This is a genomic window from Bacteroides salyersiae WAL 10018 = DSM 18765 = JCM 12988, from assembly GCF_000381365.1.
In the GTDB taxonomy this organism is placed as follows: Bacteria; Bacteroidota; Bacteroidia; order Bacteroidales; family Bacteroidaceae; genus Bacteroides; species Bacteroides salyersiae.
The window spans coordinates 719,632-741,093 of record NZ_KB905467.1 but is presented as its reverse complement, the minus strand read 5'-3'; the positions used below and the strand labels follow the sequence as shown (position 1 = coordinate 741,093).

General features: G+C 40.6%; 20 protein-coding genes and 2 tRNA genes. 9 read left to right on the top strand and 13 right to left on the bottom strand.

Annotated features, from left to right (window positions below; genetic code table 11):
- Window positions 1-114: 114 nt before the first annotated feature.
- Window positions 115-1,302, top strand: a complete 1,188-nt coding sequence (gene kbl / locus HMPREF1532_RS14350) for a glycine C-acetyltransferase (protein ID WP_005930919.1) — start codon at window positions 115-117, stop codon at window positions 1,300-1,302.
- On the top strand, window positions 1,302-1,712 hold the full coding sequence (locus HMPREF1532_RS14345) for a DUF2721 domain-containing protein (protein ID WP_005930916.1): 411 nt from the start codon (window positions 1,302-1,304) through the stop codon (window positions 1,710-1,712). The genes kbl and HMPREF1532_RS14345 overlap by 1 nt, the downstream gene beginning before the upstream one ends.
- Window positions 1,713-1,934: 222 nt before the next feature.
- Here the strand turns inward: HMPREF1532_RS14345 and HMPREF1532_RS14340 are convergent, their stop codons facing one another.
- The 9 genes from HMPREF1532_RS14340 to purU all read right to left on the bottom strand — a co-directional run bounded on the left by HMPREF1532_RS14340 (window position 1,935) and on the right by purU (window position 9,938).
- Entirely contained in the window at window positions 1,935-2,417 is a 483-nt protein-coding gene (locus HMPREF1532_RS14340; RefSeq protein WP_005930912.1) for a ferritin, read from the bottom strand.
- Between the two features lie 89 nt (window positions 2,418-2,506).
- On the bottom strand, window positions 2,507-3,667 hold the full coding sequence (gene lysA / locus HMPREF1532_RS14335; protein ID WP_005930911.1) for a diaminopimelate decarboxylase: 1,161 nt from the start codon (window positions 3,665-3,667) through the stop codon (window positions 2,507-2,509).
- Between the two features lie 124 nt (window positions 3,668-3,791).
- Complete coding sequence (locus tag HMPREF1532_RS14330) at window positions 3,792-5,111, bottom strand: aspartate kinase (protein ID WP_005930909.1); 1,320 nt, start codon at window positions 5,109-5,111, stop codon at window positions 3,792-3,794.
- A 32-nt stretch (window positions 5,112-5,143) separates the two neighbouring features.
- Window positions 5,144-5,839, bottom strand: coding sequence for a cell division ATP-binding protein FtsE (locus HMPREF1532_RS14325; protein ID WP_005930906.1), 696 nt, complete (start codon window positions 5,837-5,839; stop codon window positions 5,144-5,146).
- The gene (gene hisIE / locus HMPREF1532_RS14320) at window positions 5,824-6,435 is read right to left on the bottom strand and encodes a bifunctional phosphoribosyl-AMP cyclohydrolase/phosphoribosyl-ATP diphosphatase HisIE (RefSeq protein WP_025820103.1); all 612 of its coding nucleotides are present in this window, start codon (window positions 6,433-6,435) and stop codon (window positions 5,824-5,826) included. Before hisIE ends, HMPREF1532_RS14325 begins: the two co-directional genes overlap by 16 nt.
- Window positions 6,436-6,764: 329 nt before the next feature.
- A complete protein-coding gene (gene hisF / locus HMPREF1532_RS14315; RefSeq protein WP_005930903.1) occupies window positions 6,765-7,517 on the bottom strand; it encodes an imidazole glycerol phosphate synthase subunit HisF in 753 nt (250 codons plus the stop codon).
- 129 nt (window positions 7,518-7,646) lie between these two features.
- On the bottom strand, window positions 7,647-8,369 hold the full coding sequence (gene hisA, locus HMPREF1532_RS14310) for a 1-(5-phosphoribosyl)-5-[(5-phosphoribosylamino)methylideneamino]imidazole-4-carboxamide isomerase (protein WP_005930901.1): 723 nt from the start codon (window positions 8,367-8,369) through the stop codon (window positions 7,647-7,649).
- 17 nt (window positions 8,370-8,386) lie between these two features.
- Window positions 8,387-8,980, bottom strand: coding sequence for an imidazole glycerol phosphate synthase subunit HisH (gene hisH, locus HMPREF1532_RS14305; RefSeq protein ID WP_005930899.1), 594 nt, complete (start codon window positions 8,978-8,980; stop codon window positions 8,387-8,389).
- A gap of 100 nt (window positions 8,981-9,080) precedes the next feature.
- The gene (gene purU, locus HMPREF1532_RS14300; RefSeq protein WP_005930898.1) at window positions 9,081-9,938 is read right to left on the bottom strand and encodes a formyltetrahydrofolate deformylase; all 858 of its coding nucleotides are present in this window, start codon (window positions 9,936-9,938) and stop codon (window positions 9,081-9,083) included.
- 440 nt (window positions 9,939-10,378) lie between these two features.
- Here purU and HMPREF1532_RS14290 point away from each other — a divergent pair.
- Window positions 10,379-10,452, top strand: a tRNA-Asp gene (locus tag HMPREF1532_RS14290).
- 55 nt (window positions 10,453-10,507) lie between these two features.
- Window positions 10,508-10,581, top strand: a tRNA-Asp gene (locus tag HMPREF1532_RS14285).
- 404 nt (window positions 10,582-10,985) lie between these two features.
- On the opposite strand, the gene HMPREF1532_RS20580 is transcribed toward HMPREF1532_RS14285, so the two are convergent.
- From HMPREF1532_RS20580 to HMPREF1532_RS14265, 4 genes are read right to left on the bottom strand one after another with little or no spacing between them, the layout of a single operon-like run.
- Window positions 10,986-13,232: a GmrSD restriction endonuclease domain-containing protein gene (locus HMPREF1532_RS20580; protein ID WP_005930896.1), complete on the bottom strand. Its 2,247-nt coding sequence runs from the start codon at window positions 13,230-13,232 to the stop codon at window positions 10,986-10,988.
- A complete protein-coding gene (locus HMPREF1532_RS14275; protein WP_005930893.1) occupies window positions 13,216-15,036 on the bottom strand; it encodes a DUF262 domain-containing protein in 1,821 nt (606 codons plus the stop codon). The genes HMPREF1532_RS20580 and HMPREF1532_RS14275 overlap by 17 nt, the downstream gene beginning before the upstream one ends.
- Window positions 15,037-15,080: 44 nt before the next feature.
- Complete coding sequence (locus tag HMPREF1532_RS14270) at window positions 15,081-15,569, bottom strand: 3'-5' exonuclease (protein WP_005930890.1); 489 nt, start codon at window positions 15,567-15,569, stop codon at window positions 15,081-15,083.
- 2 nt (window positions 15,570-15,571) lie between these two features.
- On the bottom strand, window positions 15,572-16,477 hold the full coding sequence (locus tag HMPREF1532_RS14265; RefSeq protein ID WP_005930887.1) for a helix-turn-helix transcriptional regulator: 906 nt from the start codon (window positions 16,475-16,477) through the stop codon (window positions 15,572-15,574).
- Window positions 16,478-16,644: 167 nt separating this feature from the next.
- Here HMPREF1532_RS14265 and HMPREF1532_RS14260 point away from each other — a divergent pair, with 167 nt between their 5' ends.
- The 5 genes from HMPREF1532_RS14260 to HMPREF1532_RS14240 all read left to right on the top strand — a co-directional run bounded on the left by HMPREF1532_RS14260 (window position 16,645) and on the right by HMPREF1532_RS14240 (window position 21,461).
- A complete protein-coding gene (locus HMPREF1532_RS14260; protein WP_005930882.1) occupies window positions 16,645-17,328 on the top strand; it encodes a hypothetical protein in 684 nt (227 codons plus the stop codon).
- Window positions 17,329-17,395: 67 nt separating this feature from the next.
- Window positions 17,396-18,403, top strand: a complete 1,008-nt coding sequence (locus HMPREF1532_RS14255; RefSeq protein WP_005930879.1) for a PGN_0703 family putative restriction endonuclease — start codon at window positions 17,396-17,398, stop codon at window positions 18,401-18,403.
- Window positions 18,393-18,995: a metallophosphatase domain-containing protein gene (locus HMPREF1532_RS14250; protein WP_005930877.1), complete on the top strand. Its 603-nt coding sequence runs from the start codon at window positions 18,393-18,395 to the stop codon at window positions 18,993-18,995. Before HMPREF1532_RS14255 ends, HMPREF1532_RS14250 begins: the two co-directional genes overlap by 11 nt.
- Window positions 18,996-19,101: 106 nt before the next feature.
- Complete coding sequence (locus HMPREF1532_RS14245) at window positions 19,102-20,805, top strand: ATP-binding protein (protein WP_005930875.1); 1,704 nt, start codon at window positions 19,102-19,104, stop codon at window positions 20,803-20,805.
- Between the two features lie 176 nt (window positions 20,806-20,981).
- Window positions 20,982-21,461, top strand: coding sequence for a hypothetical protein (locus HMPREF1532_RS14240; RefSeq protein ID WP_005930874.1), 480 nt, complete (start codon window positions 20,982-20,984; stop codon window positions 21,459-21,461).
- Window position 21,462: the final 1 nt, after the last annotated feature.

Below are 21,462 nucleotides of genomic sequence, written 5' to 3'. Positions count from 1 at the left end.
ATTAAGCTAAATGGTGCGCAAAGTAAGTACTTTTTTTCCATTTTTATAGCAAATAGTCATTGTTATTTGAAGAAAAATAATGTCCTTTGCATAGAAACTAAAAATCCAAACGCTATGTACGGTAAAATGAAAGAACACCTCAGCAATACGCTTGCTGAAATTAAGGAAGCCGGCCTCTATAAAGAAGAACGACTGATTGAAAGTGCACAACAAGCAGCCATCACTGTAAAAGGAAAAGAAGTGTTGAACTTCTGTGCCAACAACTATTTGGGACTCTCGAATCACCCCCGCCTGATAGAAGGGGCAAAGAAGATGATGGACCGTCGCGGATACGGCATGTCTTCCGTCCGGTTCATCTGCGGAACGCAAGATATCCACAAAGAACTGGAAGCAGCTATTTCCGATTATTTTCAGACAGAAGACACCATTTTATATGCAGCCTGTTTCGATGCCAACGGTGGTGTGTTCGAACCGCTCTTTACCGAGGAAGATGCCATCATCTCCGATTCATTGAACCATGCTTCCATCATCGACGGTGTGCGTCTTTGCAAAGCAAAACGCTACCGCTACGCCAATGCCGATATGGCTGAATTGGAAAAATGCCTGCAAGAGGCTCAGGCACAACGTTTCCGTATCATCGTTACGGACGGTGTCTTTTCGATGGACGGCAACGTGGCTCCGATGGATAAAATTTGCGACCTTGCCGAGAAATACGACGCTCTGGTTATGGTAGACGAGTCTCACTCTGCCGGAGTGGTAGGTGCTACGGGACACGGCGTAAGCGAGCTGTATCATACTTACGGACGTGTAGATATCTATACCGGCACATTGGGTAAAGCTTTTGGCGGTGCATTGGGAGGATTCACCACCGGACGTAAAGAGATTATCGACCTGTTGCGCCAGCGCAGCCGTCCTTACCTGTTCTCAAACTCCTTGGCTCCGGGCATTATCGGTGCCAGTCTCGAAGTATTCAAGATGTTGAAAGAGAGCAACGCGCTCCATGACAAGTTAGTAGAGAATGTCAGCTATTTCCGCGACAAGATGATGGCTGCCGGATTCGACATCAAACCGACCCAAAGTGCCATTTGTGCCGTCATGCTGTATGATGCCAAATTATCTCAAGACTATGCAGCCCGTATGCTCGAGGAAGGTATCTATGTAACGGGATTCTATTATCCGGTTGTGCCGAAAGAACAAGCACGCATCCGCGTCCAGATTTCTGCCGGACACGACAAGGTTCATTTGGATAAATGTATCGATGCGTTCATCAAGGTGGGCAAAGAACTTGGCATATTGAAATAATGGAAGAACTTACCCTCACCACCCCCGCCCTCTTGTTTTCAGCAGTTTCTCTGATTCTGCTGGCATACACGAATCGTTTCTTATCGTATGCCCAGTTGGTTCGCCAATTGCGCGACCGCTATATGGAAAATCCGACGGATATCACCGTAGCCCAAATAGAGAATCTGCGTAAACGGCTCAACCTCACCCGTACGATGCAAGGATTGGGTATTGCCAGCCTATTTTTCTGTGTGATCAGTATGTTCCTGATTTATATCGGGCTACAACTACTTTCGGCATACATCTTCGGACTGGCATTGCTCCTGCTGATTGCTTCATTGGGAGTATCATTAAGAGAGATACAGATATCGACCCGCTCACTGGAAATCTACCTGAGCACGATGGAACGGGGAACGCCTAAAAAGAAATAAGAAAGAGGGTGTGTCAAAACTAAAATGACCACTCTAAAAAGTTATAGATTGTAACTAACAATTATAAAAGAGCCATATCAAACTCTGTTTTTGAGTAATGATATGGCTCTTTTCATCATTGATTTAGGGAGTCAAGTCTCAGATTAAAAGTTGTCCTTTCATCAAATTACGTTTTGACATACCCTCTTCGTATTATCTGTACGGTATATCTTCAACAGAAACTTATTTGCGCTGTCCCAGCTGAGAATCGATAAAGAATATTCCTGCATCACCGGCTTTCTTGATCTTATCAACAATGCCTTGTGCAGTTGCTTCTTCTTCCACCTGTTCGCGAACAAATCCCCAAAGGAAATCCTGAGTAGCATTGTCTCTTTCGGCAGAAGCAACAGATACCAGTTCGTCAATCATTTTAGAAACATGGCATTCGTGCTTGTAAACGTGCTCGAACACTTCCAACGGAGTGCCCCATCCTGAAGGAACTACGTCTATTTTATCAACTTTAGCTACACCGCCACGCTTGATAATATAATCGGCCATGACATAAGCATGTTCCAACTCTTCCTGAGATTGCTTTTTCATCCAATTGGCAAATCCGCTAAATCCTTCTTTTTCAAAGTAGAAAGACATAGACAAGTACAGGTTAGCAGACCACATCTCGGCAGTTATCTGCTCATTAATTGCATTTTGTAATTTTTCTGAAATCATAATCGTTTGTATTTATTTGATTGAAATGATTACAAAAATAACAAGAATACTGTTTAATTTGTTCAACCGAATCTCTTTTTTTTAATTTATTATACAAACTCGTCCGAGAGATATCCTTTAGGCAACTCACGACAATTATAACCGGACGCCATAATTTCGCCATAAGCACCGGCGGAACGTAGGGCAATCAAATCCCCCCGTTTCACCTTGTTCAAGTCTATCGCCTTGCCGAAAACATCGGACGATTCACAGATCGGGCCTACCACATCGTACGTTTGCATCGTCTCGTCCGAAGTGAGGTTCTCCATCTTATGATGTGCCTGATAAAGAGCCGGACGGATCAAATCCGTCATCCCGGCATCGAGTATGGCAAATTTCTTGTTTACCCCTTGCTTCACATACAGCACTTTAGAGATAAGCGTACCACACTGCCCCACCACAGCGCGTCCCAACTCAAAGTGCAAAGTCTGGTGAGGCCGCAACTTCAACTGTCCGGCATACGTAGAGAAATAACTCTTGAAATCCGGAATCGACTGACGGTTGGGGTGATCATAATCAATGCCCAGTCCACCACCTACATTGATATGTTTCACAAATATCTGACGCGCCTCAAGCCTGTCCTGCAACTCATTCACACGATTGCACAGGGCTATGAAGTCTCCCATATCCAATATCTGCGAACCGATATGGAAATGCAGGCCGATGAAATTGACATTCTTCATCTCCTGCGCCACGTCGATCACTTTATCCATATCTTCCATGCTGATGCCAAACTTATTCTCTGCCAGTCCGGTAGTAATATTCGCATGGGTATGCGCCCCCACATTCGGATTGATACGGAAAGCGACATTGGCCACTTTGCCTTTCGCGGCAGCCAGTTCGTTGATGACCTCCAGTTCGGGGATAGACTCTACATTGAAACAGAAAATGTTGTAATCCAGACCGAGTTCAATCTCCCAATCCGCTTTGCCTACACCGGCAAAAACAATCTTCTGTGCCGGGAAACCGGCTTTCACCGCCGCACGAATTTCACCGCCACTCACACAATCGGCTCCCATGCCACTCTCACGGATTATGGTAAGTACCTTCGAATTGGCATTCGCCTTTACAGCATAATGCACGTCAAAACGTTCGTAACGGGCAACTTCTTTATTGACGGCATCCAGCGTATCGCGCAAAACTTTCGTATCATAGTAATAAAAAGGAGTACGCAACTCACGAAACTTATCAATAGGGAATATTCCTTTCATAAAAAAACTCTTTGTTTAGCTTCGTCCACAGAAAAGACAGAGGGCACAGAGTTTTTATTTTGATTACCGAACAATTTAAAACTCCGTGTCCCCTGTGTACTTTCCGTAGTGAAATGTGATTATATTATTTTCCGTTGAACAGCATATCACTCAGCGACTGCAACGCTACCTTCTTATCGCACTCACGAATGAGGAAAGAGATGTTGTAGTTGCTGCCACCGAACGAGATCATACGCACCGGAATGTCTCGCATCGCATCGAGCGCTTTCGCTTCAAAACCGACATTCTCCCATTCAAGATCACCTACCACACAGATGATACACATTTCTTTATCGACAGTCACCGTACCGTATTTCTTCAAATCATCCAGAATTTCATTCAGATGCTTGGTATTATCAACCGTCACGGACACTCCCACTTCCGATGTGCAAATCATATCGATGGAAGTCTGATAGCTCTCGAAGATCTCGAACACCTTGCGCAAGAAACCGTGAGCGAGCAACATACGGCTGGATTTTATCTTGATAGCGGTGATATTGTCTTTGGCAGCTACCGCCTTGATCTTCCCTTTCTCCGTATCATTGGAAATCAGTGTACCCGGTGCTTCAGGGTCCATCGTATTGAGCAGGCGAACAGGTATATTGGCATACTTGGCAGGCTGAATACAGGTAGGATGAAGGATCTTTGCACCAAAATACGCCAACTCGGCAGCTTCTTCGAAGTGCAACTGACGCACCGGTGCCGTCTTGTCTACGATGCGCGGATCATTGTTATGCATACCGTCGATATCCGTCCATATCTGAATTTCGGAAGCATTGATGGCGGCACCGATCAGTGAAGCGGTGTAATCACTGCCACCACGCTGCAGATTGTCGATCTCACCGTAAGCATTACGGCAGATGAAACCTTGCGTAATGTAGATATCCGCATCCGGATAAAGTTCCAGTTGCGCCAACAATTTCTCTTTTATATAGATAGGGTCGGGTTCTGCGTTTTTATCAGTACGCATGAATTCTAAAGCCGGAAGCAATACGGACTTCACGCCACACTCCTGCAAATAGAAGTTCACCATGGCGGTAGAAATCAGCTCGCCTTGTGCCAGCACTACCTTCTCTTCGAACAAAGTGAATAGGTCCTTCGTATACGAACGGATGTAGTCGAAATGAGATTTGATAATTTCCAATCCTTTCTGTTTATATTCCGGCGTAGCAAAAAGTTCGTCAATATGCTGTTTATATTTAGTTTCCAGCTTATTGATAATCTCGTTGGCACCTTCCGGATTCTTCTTGTACAGATAGTCGGAAATCTCCACCAATGTGTTTGTCGTACCCGACATAGCCGAGAGAACAACAATCTTTTTTTCACCATCGGTAATCAATTTGGCTACTTCCTTCATCCGCTGTGCAGAACCTACGGAAGTTCCTCCAAACTTTAAAACTTTCATTTTCGTTACTGTATTAAAATTAGTATGTATAATTAATTATTATTTCCTGCAAATTCACCGGTCACATCTTTAATGCAATGCTCCGCACACCGGTACACGCGGCCGGGATATTCTTTCAGCAATTGCAGATTGTGGGTAGTCATCACCACCGATGAGCCCGATTCACAAATATTATGCAACAGCTCTACGATAGCCTTTCCCGTTTCCACATCAAGATTTCCCGTAGGCTCGTCCGCCAGAATGATAGCCGGCGAGTTGAGCACGGCACGCGCTATCACGATACGCTGCTGTTCGCCGCCGGAGAGCTCATTAGGCAACTTATACCCTTTGTTGCTCATGCCGACCAGCTGCAACACCTCTTCGATGCGTTCTTTTATCTCCATCTTGTTCTTCCAGCCGGTAGCTTTAAGCACGAATTCAAGATTATTGTAGACGGTACGATCCGTCAGCAACTGGAAATCCTGAAACACGATGCCGAGCTTACGCCTCAACTGCGGAATATATTTACGCTTGATAGTCCGCATATTATATCCCAAAACCTCCGCTTCACCGTCGGCAATATCGAGTTCACCATAAAATGTTTTCAATAAGCTCGTCTTACCCGAACCTACCTTTCCCACCAGATAGACAAACTCCCCTTTGTGCAACTGCAACGTGACGTCACTCAACACACAGAGTTCCTGCTGGTGTATCTCTACATTATTATATGTAATTAATGTTTCGTCCATGAGCCGCTATGTCTTACCTGCAATTCGCGTGCAAGGTCCTCGATGCGATAACCTTTGGAAGTCAACAGAACAATGAGGTGATAGATCAGATCAGACCCTTCATAAATCAACCGTTCGTTGGTTCCATTCGTAGCTTCGATCACTGTCTCTACCGCTTCTTCGCCTACTTTCTGGGCAATCTTATTGATGCCCGATTCGAAAAGACTGGTAGTATATGATTTTTCCGGCATCTCTTCGTGACGCTTGTCGATGAAATCCTGCAACAGTTTTAAGAACATGACCGGCTCTTCATTTTTTTCACCCCAACAAGTATCCGTACCCGTATGACAAACAGGCCCTACAGGATTCACCTGAATCAATAGCGTATCATTATCACAATCCGCCTTGATAGAAACTACGTTCAAGAAGTTACCGCTCTCCTCCCCTTTTGTCCAAAGGCGGTTCTTAGTACGGCTGAAGAAAGTCACCTTTCCGGTTTCCACTGTCTTCTCATAGGCTTCCTTATTCATGAAACCGAGCATCAACACCTTACGGGTGTCATTGTCTTGTATAATAGCGGGAATAAGCCCGTTCATCTTATCAAAATCCAACATAATGATATTTACTATTTTACGATTTTACTATTAACTATTTCAACTGCGCCACCTCATCATCAGCAACGCCCCGGCTTCAGGAATCTCCTCCTTCTCCCTTCTCGATTTTCCCTTCTCCTTTCGTATCCTCTCTCCGTATCATCTTCTTTTCCATTTGATCCCAACTATTGAAACCCATAGTTCCAATAAGATGAAACCCATTGTTTCAACAAGATGAAACTCATTGTTTCAATAGGATGAAACTCATCATTGCAATAGGAAGACCCGTCATTCAAATAAACTGCATGGCACTTCTCCCCTCTCAATTCTCCCTTCTCCCTTTAATCAATCCTTCATCTCACCCATATTCCTTGCCCGCAAAGATACGATTTTAAATCGGGAATCTTTATTTCTCCGAAATGAAAAACGCTGGCAGCCAGTGCGGCATCTGCTTTCCCTAATGTGAAAGCATCCCGAAAATGCTCCATATTTCCCGCTCCACCCGAAGCGATGACCGGAATGGAGAGTTGATCAGCCAGCGCAGCAAGAGCTTCATTGGCATATCCGGTTTTCACACCGTCATGATTCATGCTGGTAAAAAGAATTTCACCGGCACCGCGTTCCTGAGCTTCCTTCGTCCATGTCAGCAGTTCCCTGTCCGTTTCGACACGCCCGCCATTAAGATAACATTTCCAGCCATTCTCCGTCATCTTTGCATCTACGGCAAGCACACAAACCTGTGACCCGAAATGCTTCGCAATGTCGTCAATCAACTGCGGATTACGGATAGCAGACGAATTAATGGATATCTTATCCGCTCCGGCGTTCAACAAACGGTCTACATCACCCAATTCGTTGATTCCTCCACCTACCGTAAAAGGAATATTGATATTGGCTGCAATCCGCTTTACCAGTTCAGCAAAAGTCTTACGCCCTTCGTGACTGGCTGTGATATCAAGAAAAGTCAGTTCATCTGCTCCCTGCTCGCTATAAGCACGCCCCAACTCGACCGGATCACCGGCCTGGCGGAGATTGACAAAGTTAGTTCCCTTTACGGTTTGTCCGTCTTTGATATCCAGACAAGGTATAATTCTTTTTGCTAACACAATATTATCTACAATTTATTCCCTAAGATGATGATCATTTACCTGCGTCCATACAAACAATTTATCTGCATCCACACAATACCTCCGATCGCCAACACATAGGTACCCATTACTATTTCACAACTCAAATCAATCTATAAAACGACGAAGGTCTTTCAGCGTGATATGACCCTCATAAAGCGCCTTGCCAAAAATAACGGCAGGCACTCCGGCTTCATGAAGCGCTTCTATGTCACCGATATTGCTTACTCCACCGCTCGCTATCAGATAAAGAGCAGGATACTCAGCAAGTATCTCCTTGTACAGCTCGATGGAAGGCCCTGCAAGCATGCCGTCACAACTGATATCCGTACAGATCACCTTTTCTATCCCCTTATGGATATACTCTTTCAAAAAAGGAAAAAGTTCGCAGGCGCTTTCGTCTTTCCAACCGTTGACGGCTATCTTATGATCTTTCACATCAGCTCCGAGAATAATCTTCTCACACCCGTACGTGTCGAGCCAATGGCTGAACAACTCCGGATTCTTCACTGCAATACTTCCCCCCGTCACCATCTGCGCACCGCTCTCAAAAGCTATAATCAGATCCTCATCGCTCTTCACTCCACCACCGAAGTCTATAACCAGCGACGTGCGGGTAGCAATCTGTTCCAGCGTACGATAGTTCACCACGTGGTTGGAAGCCGCTCCGTCAAGATCCACTACATGCAAGCGGCGTATTCCGTTAGCCTCGAATTCTTTGGCCACTTCCACCGGATTCTCGTTGTACACCTTCTTACTGTCATAATCTCCTTGGGAAAGGCGAACGCATTTCCCGTCGATAATGTCAATAGCCGGAATAATTTCAATCATCTGTATCTGTCTATAATTTATTTCTTATCAAGAAAGTTTCTTAAAATCCTCTCTCCTGCCGCACCGCTCTTTTCAGGATGAAACTGCGTGGCATAAAAATTATCTTTATGCAACGCTGCACTGAAAGGGTGTATATAGTCCGTTTCCGCCGCTGTAAATTCGCAAACGGGCACATAAAAGCTATGCACGAAATACACAAACTCATCCTGCGTAAAGCCCTCGAACAAGTCACTTTTCAGATGTCCGATCGTGTTCCATCCCATATGAGGCACTTTATCTTCATGCTTCTGAGGAACAAAACGCTTCACCGGAACATCAAAAATGCCCAGACAATCGACCTCTCCCTCTTCGGAACGACTGCACATCAACTGCATCCCCAGACAAATTCCCAATACCGGCTGCCGCAGATTTTTTACCAGTTCATCCATTCTGCTGGCCCGAAGATGTTTCATCGTCGTCTCCGCTTCTCCCACTCCGGGAAAAATCACCTTATCGGCAGCCTGCAACACCTCCTTGTCAGCAGTAATCACCGCTTCTACCCCAAGGCGTTTCAAGGCATAATCCACTGAACGGATATTTCCGGCATTGTATTTTATTACAGCAACGTTCATCCTTATTTTAGTTGAAAGTTGAAAGTTGAAAGTTGAAAGTGAAAATTACCTTGCCGTGGCAACGGTCCGGTAATCGGCACTGACAATCATTCACTGCCAACTAATTAAATATTACGGTTTTATTCTTATAAGCCAATACCTTACGCTCGATATGCTTCTGTACGGCACGCGAAAGGACGATCTTCTCCAAATCTTTTCCTTTATTCACAAGGTCTTCAATGGAATCTTTATGCGTAATGCGAACCACATCTTGTTCGATAATAGGTCCGGCATCCAGTTCGGTTGTCACATAATGGCTGGTAGCACCGATAATTTTCACCCCTCTTTCAAAAGCGGCATGATAAGGCCGGGCACCCACAAAAGCCGGTAGGAACGAGTGATGAATATTAATAATCTTATTAGGGTACGCACTGATCATCTGTTCGGAAATCACCTGCATATAACGGGCCAGCACGATAAAGGTGATATTATTCTGCGCCAGCAACTCCATTTCCTTGCGTTCCTGTTCTTCCTTTGTTTCTTTGGTAATGGGAAAGAGGTGAAACGGAATGCCAAAACGCTCGGCTACGTGTTGCAAATCGGGATGATTGCTGATGATCAAAGGAATCTCCACATTCCACTCGCCCGCCGTATACCGTGCCAGCATATCAAAAAGGCAGTGTGACATCTTGGATACAAAAATGGCCATGCGCGGTTTTACATCCGAAAAATAGAGACGGAAGATCATATCGTACTTCTGCCCATAAAGCGTTTCAAAATAATCTTCTATTTTCTCCTTCGGAACTAAAAAGTCTTTCAATTCCCATTCTATACGCATAAAAAAGATGTTCTCCACATGGTCTACGTACTGATCCAGATAGATAATATTCCCTTTGTTTACCGTGATAAAGTCTGTCACTTCCGCCAGGATTCCCGGTTTGTCAGGACAGTGCAATAACAGTTTGGCAGTTGTCATCATTGTATTTACTATTTAACTACATTCATACGGTATCATTTCACCGTCTACGATTTTAGCTTGCAAAAATAACTAATTATTGCAAAACACCGAATAATTTGAGCAAAAAGTTTACTTTAAAAGCAAGAAATATAACAGATAGAAAGAGCAGAGCCTTAAATCCGGATGTAATAAACAAAAAACAATACCAGCACAGTCAAAATAAGAATTTTCTGTTCAAACATAAAAAAACGACAAAAAAGAAGACCATCCGACAGAAATCGGCAAAGAAACAGATCAAAAATTCTTTTTTTATCCTATATAGAAACATCTCATAATGAAGCACTAAGAAAAAAACTGCTAATTTATTCACAAAAAAACTTTTTAAAACTATTGCACATTACGTAAAAACAGCTACCTTTGCACCCGCAATCGAGAGAGATAGCTGATTAAAATGAAATATTGGTGCGTTAGTTCAGTTGGTTAGAATACATGCCTGTCACGCATGGGGTCACGGGTTCGAGTCCCGTACGCACCGCTTCATTAAAAATGAGGCGAGAAAAAGTAAAATCAGATTAATCAAAATTAAACAAGGTGCGTTAGTTCAGTTGGTTAGAATACATGCCTGTCACGCATGGGGTCACGGGTTCGAGTCCCGTACGCACCGCGATAACATTCCAAATCCCTTGAAAGTGATTGACTTTCAAGGGATTTTTTTTTGGGGGGGCTCAATCGGGAGACCATTCTAATAACACATCATATAACAGATTGATTCATAATATTAAAAAAAATATCTTTTTTTTATCATCTCCACTCCTGCCCATAATTTTTGCCAATAAAATCACTCTATCTGTATCCTGACGGAGCAATAAAAAACTTTCATATAGAATCCTGATTGATATCGATTAGGAGACTACAGCCCAACCCATAGTATCATACGCATATTACGGGCTGGGCTGTTTTGAAATGTACCCCAAAAGTTAGACATAAAACTTTTAGGGTGCACTTCATTTTGGCCTCCGGAAGTATACCCTTTTAAGAGTCAACTAATAATGATTTATAGATACAACTTTAATCAGAAACATTCTGTCCTTCGACATACATCTGGACAATGGCTTTAATTTTTCTTATTGCCAATAATATTCGGTCTTCTGTATCAATACCTTCTGAATTTTGAATGATTGACCAATGTTTTCTGTTCTCTCCATAAAAATACTCAAATCCGTCACCTAAAGAAGCAACAGAGGCAACAGGATGGAAAAGGTTTAGATTTCCTCCATAATTATCAAGCGATAGAATTTTTTCCTTGTATTCCGTCTTTAGTTTTTCAGCCAATAGTTGATAAATAACATTCAAAAATGGATTCCAATGCTGACCATTGAATTGATGCTTGTTGAGAGTGATACAAATATAGTCATTAGATGTATTCCATACTAATTCCCCATCTGCCCCCCTCAGCATATCAGGATATTTTGCGAAGTAATATCTCCATGTATATTCATGTTTCCTCTCCTGTTCTTCAATAAAGACGTTTCTAATATCTTCAATGCTTTCTCCATTTAGAACACGTTCCAACATTGTTCTCACTATTGCCATAGACTCTTCAAAACCATTCCTATTACGACTTTTATGTAATAACTGCGTCCATGTTGAGCGGTTATGATTTGCCATATAATATCGTTTATCATCATGCTGCATATAGCCATCAATCGCAATCAATGCCAGATGAATATTCAGATAATCGTTGCCACCAAAAACAGAATAGAATGTATCAGTAAGATATAGATAATCATAACCTAATCCTGAGACATAACCGTAGACAAGCGGATGGTCTTCATATTTATACATCCTTTCTAAATCATCATTGGTCATCTGCGATTTCTTTTCCTGTTTCTCGATTTCTTCCTTTTCTTGGAATCCGTTGAAACCGTGTTTAAGGTCTGTCCTTATGATACCATTTAGCATTAATTCAGATACTTCTGTCAATAAATCACTCATGTAGTCAGAGTCTCCACGAATTTCACCTGAATTAGAGTTCCATATCAGGTTTCTAAGGATTCGCAATCTTTCAATAAAAGCCGTTTCTTCAATCTTGTCCCGATTAGTCAAGTAGACAATGATACCAAATAAAAACAAAAAATCACTATACGAAAAGTTGTTGTTAACTTGATATAGCTTTATGCAAGCATGGAAGAAATTTTGATTTGTATGATATTCGCTTACCGTCTTGTAAGTTGCAACTTTATCTTTCTCATGAGTGAACTGCGATAAGTAACGAGAAAAGAAATTACCGATGCTACCAAATTCGTTCTTTACTTGATACCAGCAATCCATAGCATTCTCAAAGAACTTGCGATTCTCAACAGCTTTTGGGGATTCTTGATATAAGGTTTTTATCAGCTCAAATTCATCTGTTGACTTCTTAACCGACTGTTGATAGCAAAGGATGTGGCTAATGTAAAAGAAGTATCTCATAAATTCCTTATCAGTAAGGTCATCATCATCCCGGTAACTAAATAGAGTATCTGCCCATTCCACATCAAACTTATGGTTAATATCCATAGATTCTTCTGAATCATGCTCGTATAAAGCCTCATATTCTGCTTTGAAATGCTCAAATGGAGTTAGTTTCTTACCTCTGGAATTCATCTTGATGTATAATTCATCTGACAGCCCATTTTCTGCTAAAGGTAAGAAAAAGAAAACTATTCGTTCATCATCTCCAGTCAGTAAATTCCAAAGATTGTCCACATCAGAGAATTTTTCCATAATGGCATCCAACATAACCAACATACTTAAAATTGTGGGGTCATTATGCCAATCTCCCATAAACCAATATTGATCTATCAACTGTTCCTTAATAGACGAGTTGAAAGAGGGTGTGAACCTAAGTAAATGGGTACAAAAGTCCCTTGAACTAGGTCTTATATCATAAGTAAAATGTTCCAAAAAGGCATAGTCTGTAGGTTGTAGACTAGCTTTTTTCGCAGCGTACCAATGAAGCAAATATAGCGTAGTCAGACGTTGTTGTCCGTCCAACAGTGTTACAATAATTTTTTCCAATTTGCCTACTTCTACTTTACTCCACACATTTTCTTTTTCACCATACACAAAATCCATTTTCATTATCTTGTGATTTGTCTTAGGTTGAACTAAGTAGCTTTTGATTGCGGTTAAGAATCTGTTCCTAACACGATTTACATCAATGCTAGTTCGCCCTTGAGCATAATCCCTTTGTACCATGGGAATTGTTACTTGATACTTACTCAAAAAAGATTTAAATGTATGCTGTTCGTATTGTTTACTGTTCATTTCCATAACGAATTTCTTCTTTAATCAATCTGACTTTATTTCCTTTATTATCCATGTGATTGTATAATACATCATTCATTGCCTTGATATAGCATTTACGGTCTTTCTCCGACCAAAAATGTAGTTTTGTGTCAGACGTTGAATAGTATTTCATAAACACATTTCTTGTACAGGATGGAATATAGTCACCTTTCCTATCCATATCAAGAATCTTAACACGTTTTGCATCGAAAGTAGAATTACTCAACGCTGCATTTTCCCCAACTGTAAGTAATGCCATATTCGACAAAGAGTGCATCTGAGATTTATCGTCACCATCAGATAGAATATCATTCACAACAGATGCAACGGCCGAAAACTCATCTCGGATAGAACCTTTATAATTTTTATCGTCAATGTGTGATATTACAACATTTATCTTTATGATTGCTTCTGCGATGGAGTTTGCTTGGTCTGAATCATCGTTATATGTTTTTATCAAACTTTTCAGAGAGTTTTTATGCAGAACAAGCCAATCTTTCCACTCTTGGTTCGTTTTGAGATTTTCAGAATTTTGCGCGTGAATATGTTCAAGTGACCATGTTCCCTCATTTTTATATCGCTCAAATGGGAAACGGTTATTTTCATCACCCTTTTGCCGTATCGTTTCCACATTAAAGAGCAACAACAAGACATGTATAAACTCTTTGTGATATTCATAATTCAAATCGGCATAGTCTATTTTTTCTTTATCTCCATTGACAAATGTTACGCTATCACGAATCATTTCGACTATCTTATCTCTAAACTCGGACTTCTTAATAGGATTCTCTTTGCTCATTGCGATATCAAGAAGTGTCTTAATTCTTACTCCGGTTGCAACGAGATAGCCTATCTGATGATACAGATTAAAATCATTGTACCACTCTAATAATTGCTGATAGAATCTCACAATGGTTTCCCATGTCTCTGACTTATTTGTACTCGTCTTGAACTTTTTACAGAATTTGTTAAAGGTAAAATAGTTACATTCATCAACAGGTTTATTCTCCATAATGTCGAAGAACAACTCCATACGAATTGGGTATTTATCCTCTTTCTCGTTAGTAATGAATGCCCAAAATTTACTATCGTGCAAACCTTTCTCCATCGCGTCCCATTGAAGAGCTATTTCATGTTGTGTCTTATTATCAATACCGTAAGGATTACCTGCATACATTCCTTGATCATCTTTCTTTCCTCTGTTAAGGAATAGTGCTTTGACAAGTTCCGCATTCGTAAGATTAATTTTACCAATATTCAAACGAGTAAAAATACCTATACTGTCTTCATTTGAATCAACTTCATACCAAATAATGGTAACATAATTCTGAAGTTTTCCAGCGAAACGGTTCATGCGTGATTTCTCTCCAGCAAACCAATCTTGAATAATAGAGTATGCTTTCTTAATGAATAACTCATCGATATTTGATGATGAGGCATTCAAATCAATAGTGTTTATATTGTCAAGTAATTCTTTACTTCCGATATTGCCATTTTCACTCTTTCGCGTGGCATACTCAATGCTATAGCGGAGATCTATATATAGCGAGAGACACTTCATTATCAGATACAGTGTTGTTAAACGCTGCTGACCATCAATTAACTCATATCTACCGTTAATACTTTTTACAACAACAGGTTGAAGACAATAATTTTGCCCGTCAGGAATTTCTTCTATGTCCTCAAGAAGATGTTCAATCTCATCTTTAGACCAACGATAACCTCTTTGGTAAGATTCAATTACGAACTCACCTGTTATCTCACCGATTATTTTTTCTTCAAGATTCATGATACTTTTACTAGTTATACTTAAAATCCACAATTAATCCATTTTTAAAGTAATTTCATTGCTATCCATGCACATGCCTCTGCATCCGCAAGGGCATTGTGATGGTTGTCCATATTGTAACCGCAAGCTGCTGCCGACAGATGAAGTTGATGGATCGGAATATCAAGGTATCTACGTGACGCTGCGAGTGTACAATGAAACTCGTAGTTGGGATATTCCATGTTGTATTCTTCAAAAACCGCTTTCAGGCAACTTTCATCAAAAGGTCGGTTGTGCGCCACTAATGGAAGCCCTGCCATGCGGTCTTTTATCTGTGCCCAAACTTCCGGGAATGTGGGTTGTCTGTCTGTGTCGGTACGGGTAAGTCCGTGAGTTTCTGTTGTCCAATATGTATAATAATTTGGAGATGGCTGGATAAGACTATAGAATTTATCGACAATTTTACCGCTTCGCACAATTACCACACCGACACTGCATACACTGGAGCGTTGCCCATTGGCCGTTTCAAAATCTATTGCAGCGAAATCTTTCATACTCAATCATTCTTGTATAAGTTGTACATATCTGAAATCCATCCTTTCATTGTCTTTCGGAGAGAAACCGGAGAAATAACCTCTATCATTGCCCCCACATGAAGTAATCTCATGACAAAATCGTATGTCGGAGCGAGATATAGTTCAAAGTCGGCATATTCACCGTTGTCTTCCAACAGCCTTTGACTATGATGAAGCGGAAGAGATTGCAAATAAGGTATATGATCCCGATATGCCCGAATAATGATATGCTCCGGCTTTATGTCATAACCTGTCACAACTCCGTAGTAGGCTGAAAAGTAATCGGATGCAGAGAAATCCTTCGGAAGTTTGAAAGTACTGTCGCTTACCTTTAAGTCTTCTATACGGTCAAGTCCGTAAATTCTAATGTCATCGTATTGGACATTGTGTGCCAACACATACCAACGGTTTTCAAACAGCTTTACGCAATATGGCTCGATGGAGAATGTGTAGCTTTTTGTCTTGCCAAAAGCACAATAAGAGATTATTACGGCACGGTTTTCTTTCATTGCTTCAAGCAATGTGGCCAAATGGTTGTGAGCCGACGGAATCTGATTGACAATAATTCTGTCTTTCAACGAAAGATTCTCACCGATAAGATTGCTTACGGAAAAGGAATCAAGCATCCACTTTTTTAAACTGTCTTCGTCAATGGCCTCCGGATTTTCTATATAATACAAATAACCTCCTGCCCGTTGGCAAGAGATGATTATCCCGAACTGGCTGAAAATAGCATCTTTCCAGCGATTGAATGTTGCACGGTTCAAAGGTTTGTAATCACTCAAATCCTTATTACGCTCCCAGCGATTCGAGATTTCTTCAAGCGATATTTTCCCGGCTCTACGGATAGTATCTATTAGCCAAGTGTACTTTTGTAGCTGAATCATATCTTTCCTATTATTCGATTGCAAAGGTACAAAAAAGATGTCGCATTATATGATACAAGATTAAGAGAAGTGGATAACTTCTTTGCAACTTGTAATTCTTATCTATTGTATTGAAAAATGAGACATGAATACTATAATTTTGGCAATTTCAATACGTTTATAGTAATATGGAAGAAAGGTATATAAAGGAAGTAGAATGGTGGTTTTCCGAATTTTCGGCACAATCAGAAGTGGAACGCTATTTTGAGTTGTTTCCAGAGTTAAAGAGCCGACTTTCAAAGTTTGCCATCGGCATTTATATTTGGAATATGACCGGACAAATTGATATAAATGAGCCTGACGATGTAGGACGAGTGCGTCTTATCCTCAAAGTTCTCGACCAAACACCAGGCTTTGATTTTTTTGACAATACATTTAACGAATGTACACCTGATACCGTATGTGAGATAATCGGTATGGCTCCGATAGTTCCGCAAGAAGAACCTGACACAACATTTGATTACTCAATAACTCCAATTAAAAGTTTTGAAGAAGCAAAGGAATACAATGATTCGGTATCATGGCGCATCGTTGTATCCGAAGAATCGTTCAACGACTATGTAGCCAGTGGAAATAGGTTTTACTTTTTGGAGAACAATAATTGGTGGGATGCACTTTGTGTTCCCGGCATGAATTTCCCTCATGATAATTACGGCTATTCGCTGATTGCAGTTAAAATCAGTCCTGATAATGAAATAGTATCCGTCACATCGCGCTGGAACACATACGCCGGTGATACGGAAGATTTCTTAAATGAAGAACAACTCAAAAATTTACTTGGATTAAAATATGCACAATTGTTATTTCACTAACTATATATGGCATATACCATGCTTCTATTGTAAAGTCAGTCTATTATCTGCAATATAAATATTGAATATGAGCAAACAACAAAAATGGGTATTCCGACCCAAAGAACAACAGCATCACGCAATGCTAATCAAAAACCACTTCTTTGGTAATGACTGTGGTAATGGGCGTTTTGGTAAATATCAAAAACAGTATAGTTTCGTTCTTCAGAACGGAGTTAATAATCTATATGAACCTATCCGGACTGAAGCCTTAAAGTATTTCAAAGACAATAAAATTACATGGTGGGGAGATAACACCGAATATCCCACCGGACACACAGTTTCTTCGCAAATAGCTTGCATCAATCATCTGATGTTTTTACGGCAAAGACCGGAAGCAGTGCTATCATTAATTAATGGACTAAACAAGGTTAGATTCAATAAAGTATTACCTGTCCCTTGCGATACAGACACATCGTATATTGCTTTTGAAGTAGTTAGCGACAATTCATATCTCAATGAGCAGGAACAGAATAGAGGTTCATATTGTACCTCTATTGATGTTCTGATATATGCAGAGGATGTCAACAAGGAAACATGGATTATACCAATAGAATGGAAATATACAGAAGCATACGATGACACTTTGAAAGAAGATAAATCGCTTGAAGATTATCCTTGGGGTATAGGCAAGCACGGAAAAGGTCAAGAACGCATGAGACGTTATAATGATCTTATAACTAAATCGAACCAGCTGAAAACCTTGACGAATTACGAAAGTTCGGTATATTACTTTGAACCGTTCTATCAGCTTATGAGACAAACTTTATGGGCTGAACAGATGATAAAGAATCGAGAAACTGAAAAGATCAAAGCGGATCACTATCTGCACGTTCATATAGTACCCAAAGCAAATGTCGATTTACTCGAAAAGACATATAAAGTTTCCAATCAAAATATGGAGGATACATGGCGCAGTATGCTTAACGACCAATCCAAGTATGTTATAGTAGACCCGCAAGACTTTATGGAACCTATTAAGAAAGAATATCAGGAACTATACAAGTATGTAGAAATACGCTACTATGGTAAATAAAAAAATCATTCATCTTTCTGATACTCACGGTTGCCACAGGCGGTTGACCGATTTGCCTGAAGCGGATATAGTTGTCCATTCGGGCGATTTCACTATGAACGGAAGCGAACAAGAAGCCATCGACTTTTTGAATTGGTTTTGTGACCTTGATTATCCGCACAAGATTTTTATCTGTGGCAATCATGACGAATGTCTGTATGGGGCAAACATAGATGGGTTGGATGGCAATGTCCACTATTTGTGCAACTCCGGCATTGAATTGTATGGCATAAAATTTTATGGTGTCCCAATGTTTATGAGTGACTGCATTACAGAACAGCAAAGCCTGAACTATGCACAAATACCAATCAACGCCGATGTGCTAATTACGCATACACCGCCATTTGGCATTTTAGATTTTGATGACAACATTAATTACGGTTCTGACGAACTTCTATCTCGTATAGAAGTTGTCAAACCACGTATGCACCTTTTCGGACATATACATGCCCAGCATGGAATGAAAGTCCTCAATGGCATCACTTTCTCAAATGGAGCAGTAATGAATGCTGACTATTCCAGTTTGGCATCACCGAATATCATTGAAATTTAGTCTAAACGAATATTTTTGTTATAAGATGGGATTTTCATAGACCTGTATCAACAAATGATACATCTCTATTGTACTTTTGTTTCATAATTCTAAACATGGCATAGATATGAGACATGATTTCAACAACAAAGAGACACTATCCGATGAGATACAACAAAAAGAAACTATAAAAGCTCGTCCCAAAAGCGTGCTTGAAGCTTTCGAGTATATAGTGGAAGCTGCTGAAGACTCAAAACTATCAGAGGAGTTTTTTGAAAAGATTTCTATTTATGTAAGATATGCTTCCCGGAAATTGAAACTGTCACCTATACAGACTGTTTTGTTAGCTCTTTTTGTGGATAGAAGCGAGGACAATTCCATCCGCATATCAGAAATTGCATCCTACACGGGATGTCGGACGACTAAAATCCTGCGACTTTCATCGGAGATTGATACACTTGAAGAAAAGCATTATTTACGTGCTTCACGTTCCCATCGCAATACACTATCCTATCGCGTCCCATCAGATGTTCTAAAAACATTAAAAAAGGATCAGGCATATATTCATAACGTAGAGCCAATAGTAGACCTCCAGACTTTCTTTGACAGATTCAACGACTTGATGGAAGAAATGGATAACGATGAAATAACTCATGAAACACTTCTCACACAAACAAATGACTATATCACAGAGATAAAGGCCACCTACTTTGTACGGACATTGAAAAGTTTTTATCTTAGTGATGAAGATATTCTGCTGTTCATCTTTATGGCTCATCTTTTCATTGAAAACGACGATGACCATATCGGTTTTCATGACATAGACAATTTATATGATAATGATAAAATTCCTCATTGGTGTAAAAGCGAACTTCGCAGTCATACATCGGAACTATTTGAACATAACCTGATTGAAAATGTCAATGAGGACGGAATGGCTCGTTCGGACTGTTTCAAATTGACAGAGTACGCTAAAACCGACTTGCTTGCAGAATTGAATTTAGCAGTAAAGTCCAAATCCGACCATAGTTTGATTAAATCTGATTCGTTTCCGGAAAAGAAACTGATTTACAATGCTTCTGAAAAAAGTCAGGTAAATGAACTTTCGTCAATACTTTCTGCCGATCGTTTTAATGAAGTTCAGAGCCTTTTGCGCAATGCAGGAATGAGAGCCGGGTTCTGTTGCCTTTTTTATGGTTCGCCCGGAACTGGAAAGACCGAAACAGTATATCAGATAGCCCGTGTTACGGGTCGCGATATCCTCCGTGTAGATGTTGATAAGATCAAGAGTTGCTGGGTTGGAGAGAGTGAGCAGAACATAAAGATGCTTTTCGACAGATACCGCAATATCTGCAAAGACTCATCGCCCGCTCCAATTCTGCTTTTCAACGAAGCCGATGCCATTCTTGGTGTACGTATGGAAGGGGCAACCCATGCTGTGGATAAAATGGAAAATTCCATACAGAATATCATCCTTCAAGAAATGGAGACACTTGATGGCATCATGATTGCCACTACAAACCTCACGACTAATCTCGACAAGGCATTTGAACGTCGTTTCCTTTATAAAATACAGTTCAATCGTCCGACGGTGGAAGCCCGCACTCAAATCTGGCAAGCTATGTTGCCGTCCTTGCAAGAGGGTAATGCTCACAGCCTTGCTTCTCAGTTCGATCTTTCTGGTGGAGAAATAGAGAATATTACCCGAAAATACACAATCAATGCCATTTTATCCGGGCAAGACACCATTGATCTGCCGTCAATCATTGAGATTTGCCGCAATGAGCGTATAGCTAATTCGACTCGAAAAAAAATCGGATTCCAAGCTTAAAACCAACCGATTAATTTCAAAAATAATATGGAACAAAACATTTTAGCAATAGAAGACATCCTTTGCCCGTAAATATCACAAGCAATGCTTTGTAGTATCATATCCAAAGTATTCCGACATTAATGCTGGCAACGAATTATTGCTAACACAAAATCTTGCTAAACCGATTTGAACTCATGAACAAAATATTGATATTTCCAGAACCATTCCGTATTAAAAATCCTACATGTGACGAACAAAACTCGTATTTGATTCCATTATGGATGGATGAATCCGCAATGAATGGTATCGGCAGTTTTGTCGAAGTGAACACATTGCAAGAAGCAGATTATGGAAAAGAGATACGCAGGATTATTACAGAACATAATCCCAACTGGGTAATTGCATTAGGAGAATCTGCGACAGCATGTATCAACCTTTATCGGCAAAAAAAGATTTTGGTTAATCCCACTGTAACGTTTAACAACCTAAACAATGTTCCTGAATACGCCCGCCAACACACATTCGGCTTCTTTAGTGCTTTGCCTAAACAGGAAAAAAGTTATGAATTGTTTCAAACAGTATATCCTAATACAGCTTGGTATTTGAATGTTTCCAAGTTGAGACTCATTGATATTAAAGATGTTGTTCTTGAAATAGTTAATAGTATTATCTGAA

Excerpts from the sequence above, each read along its gene's own strand:
- kbl (WP_005930919.1), top strand. The coding sequence starts at position 115 with ATGTACGGTAAAATGAAAGAACACCTCAGCAATACGCTTGCTGAAATT.
- HMPREF1532_RS14345 (WP_005930916.1), top strand. The coding sequence starts at position 1,302 with ATGGAAGAACTTACCCTCACCACCCCCGCCCTCTTGTTTTCAGCAGTT.
- HMPREF1532_RS14340 (WP_005930912.1), bottom strand. The coding sequence starts at position 2,417 with ATGATTTCAGAAAAATTACAAAATGCAATTAATGAGCAGATAACTGCC.
- lysA (WP_005930911.1), bottom strand. The coding sequence starts at position 3,667 with ATGAAAGGAATATTCCCTATTGATAAGTTTCGTGAGTTGCGTACTCCT.
- HMPREF1532_RS14330 (WP_005930909.1), bottom strand. The coding sequence starts at position 5,111 with ATGAAAGTTTTAAAGTTTGGAGGAACTTCCGTAGGTTCTGCACAGCGG.
- HMPREF1532_RS14325 (WP_005930906.1), bottom strand. The coding sequence starts at position 5,839 with ATGGACGAAACATTAATTACATATAATAATGTAGAGATACACCAGCAG.
- hisA (WP_005930901.1), bottom strand. The coding sequence starts at position 8,369 with ATGATTGAAATTATTCCGGCTATTGACATTATCGACGGGAAATGCGTT.
- hisH (WP_005930899.1), bottom strand. The coding sequence starts at position 8,980 with ATGAACGTTGCTGTAATAAAATACAATGCCGGAAATATCCGTTCAGTG.
- purU (WP_005930898.1), bottom strand. The coding sequence starts at position 9,938 with ATGATGACAACTGCCAAACTGTTATTGCACTGTCCTGACAAACCGGGA.
- HMPREF1532_RS20580 (WP_005930896.1), bottom strand. The coding sequence starts at position 13,232 with ATGGAAATGAACAGTAAACAATACGAACAGCATACATTTAAATCTTTT.
- HMPREF1532_RS14275 (WP_005930893.1), bottom strand. The coding sequence starts at position 15,036 with ATGAATCTTGAAGAAAAAATAATCGGTGAGATAACAGGTGAGTTCGTA.
- HMPREF1532_RS14270 (WP_005930890.1), bottom strand. The coding sequence starts at position 15,569 with ATGAAAGATTTCGCTGCAATAGATTTTGAAACGGCCAATGGGCAACGC.
- HMPREF1532_RS14265 (WP_005930887.1), bottom strand. The coding sequence starts at position 16,477 with ATGATTCAGCTACAAAAGTACACTTGGCTAATAGATACTATCCGTAGA.
- HMPREF1532_RS14260 (WP_005930882.1), top strand. The coding sequence starts at position 16,645 with ATGGAAGAAAGGTATATAAAGGAAGTAGAATGGTGGTTTTCCGAATTT.
- HMPREF1532_RS14255 (WP_005930879.1), top strand. The coding sequence starts at position 17,396 with ATGAGCAAACAACAAAAATGGGTATTCCGACCCAAAGAACAACAGCAT.
- HMPREF1532_RS14250 (WP_005930877.1), top strand. The coding sequence starts at position 18,393 with ATGGTAAATAAAAAAATCATTCATCTTTCTGATACTCACGGTTGCCAC.
- HMPREF1532_RS14245 (WP_005930875.1), top strand. The coding sequence starts at position 19,102 with ATGAGACATGATTTCAACAACAAAGAGACACTATCCGATGAGATACAA.
- HMPREF1532_RS14240 (WP_005930874.1), top strand. The coding sequence starts at position 20,982 with ATGAACAAAATATTGATATTTCCAGAACCATTCCGTATTAAAAATCCT.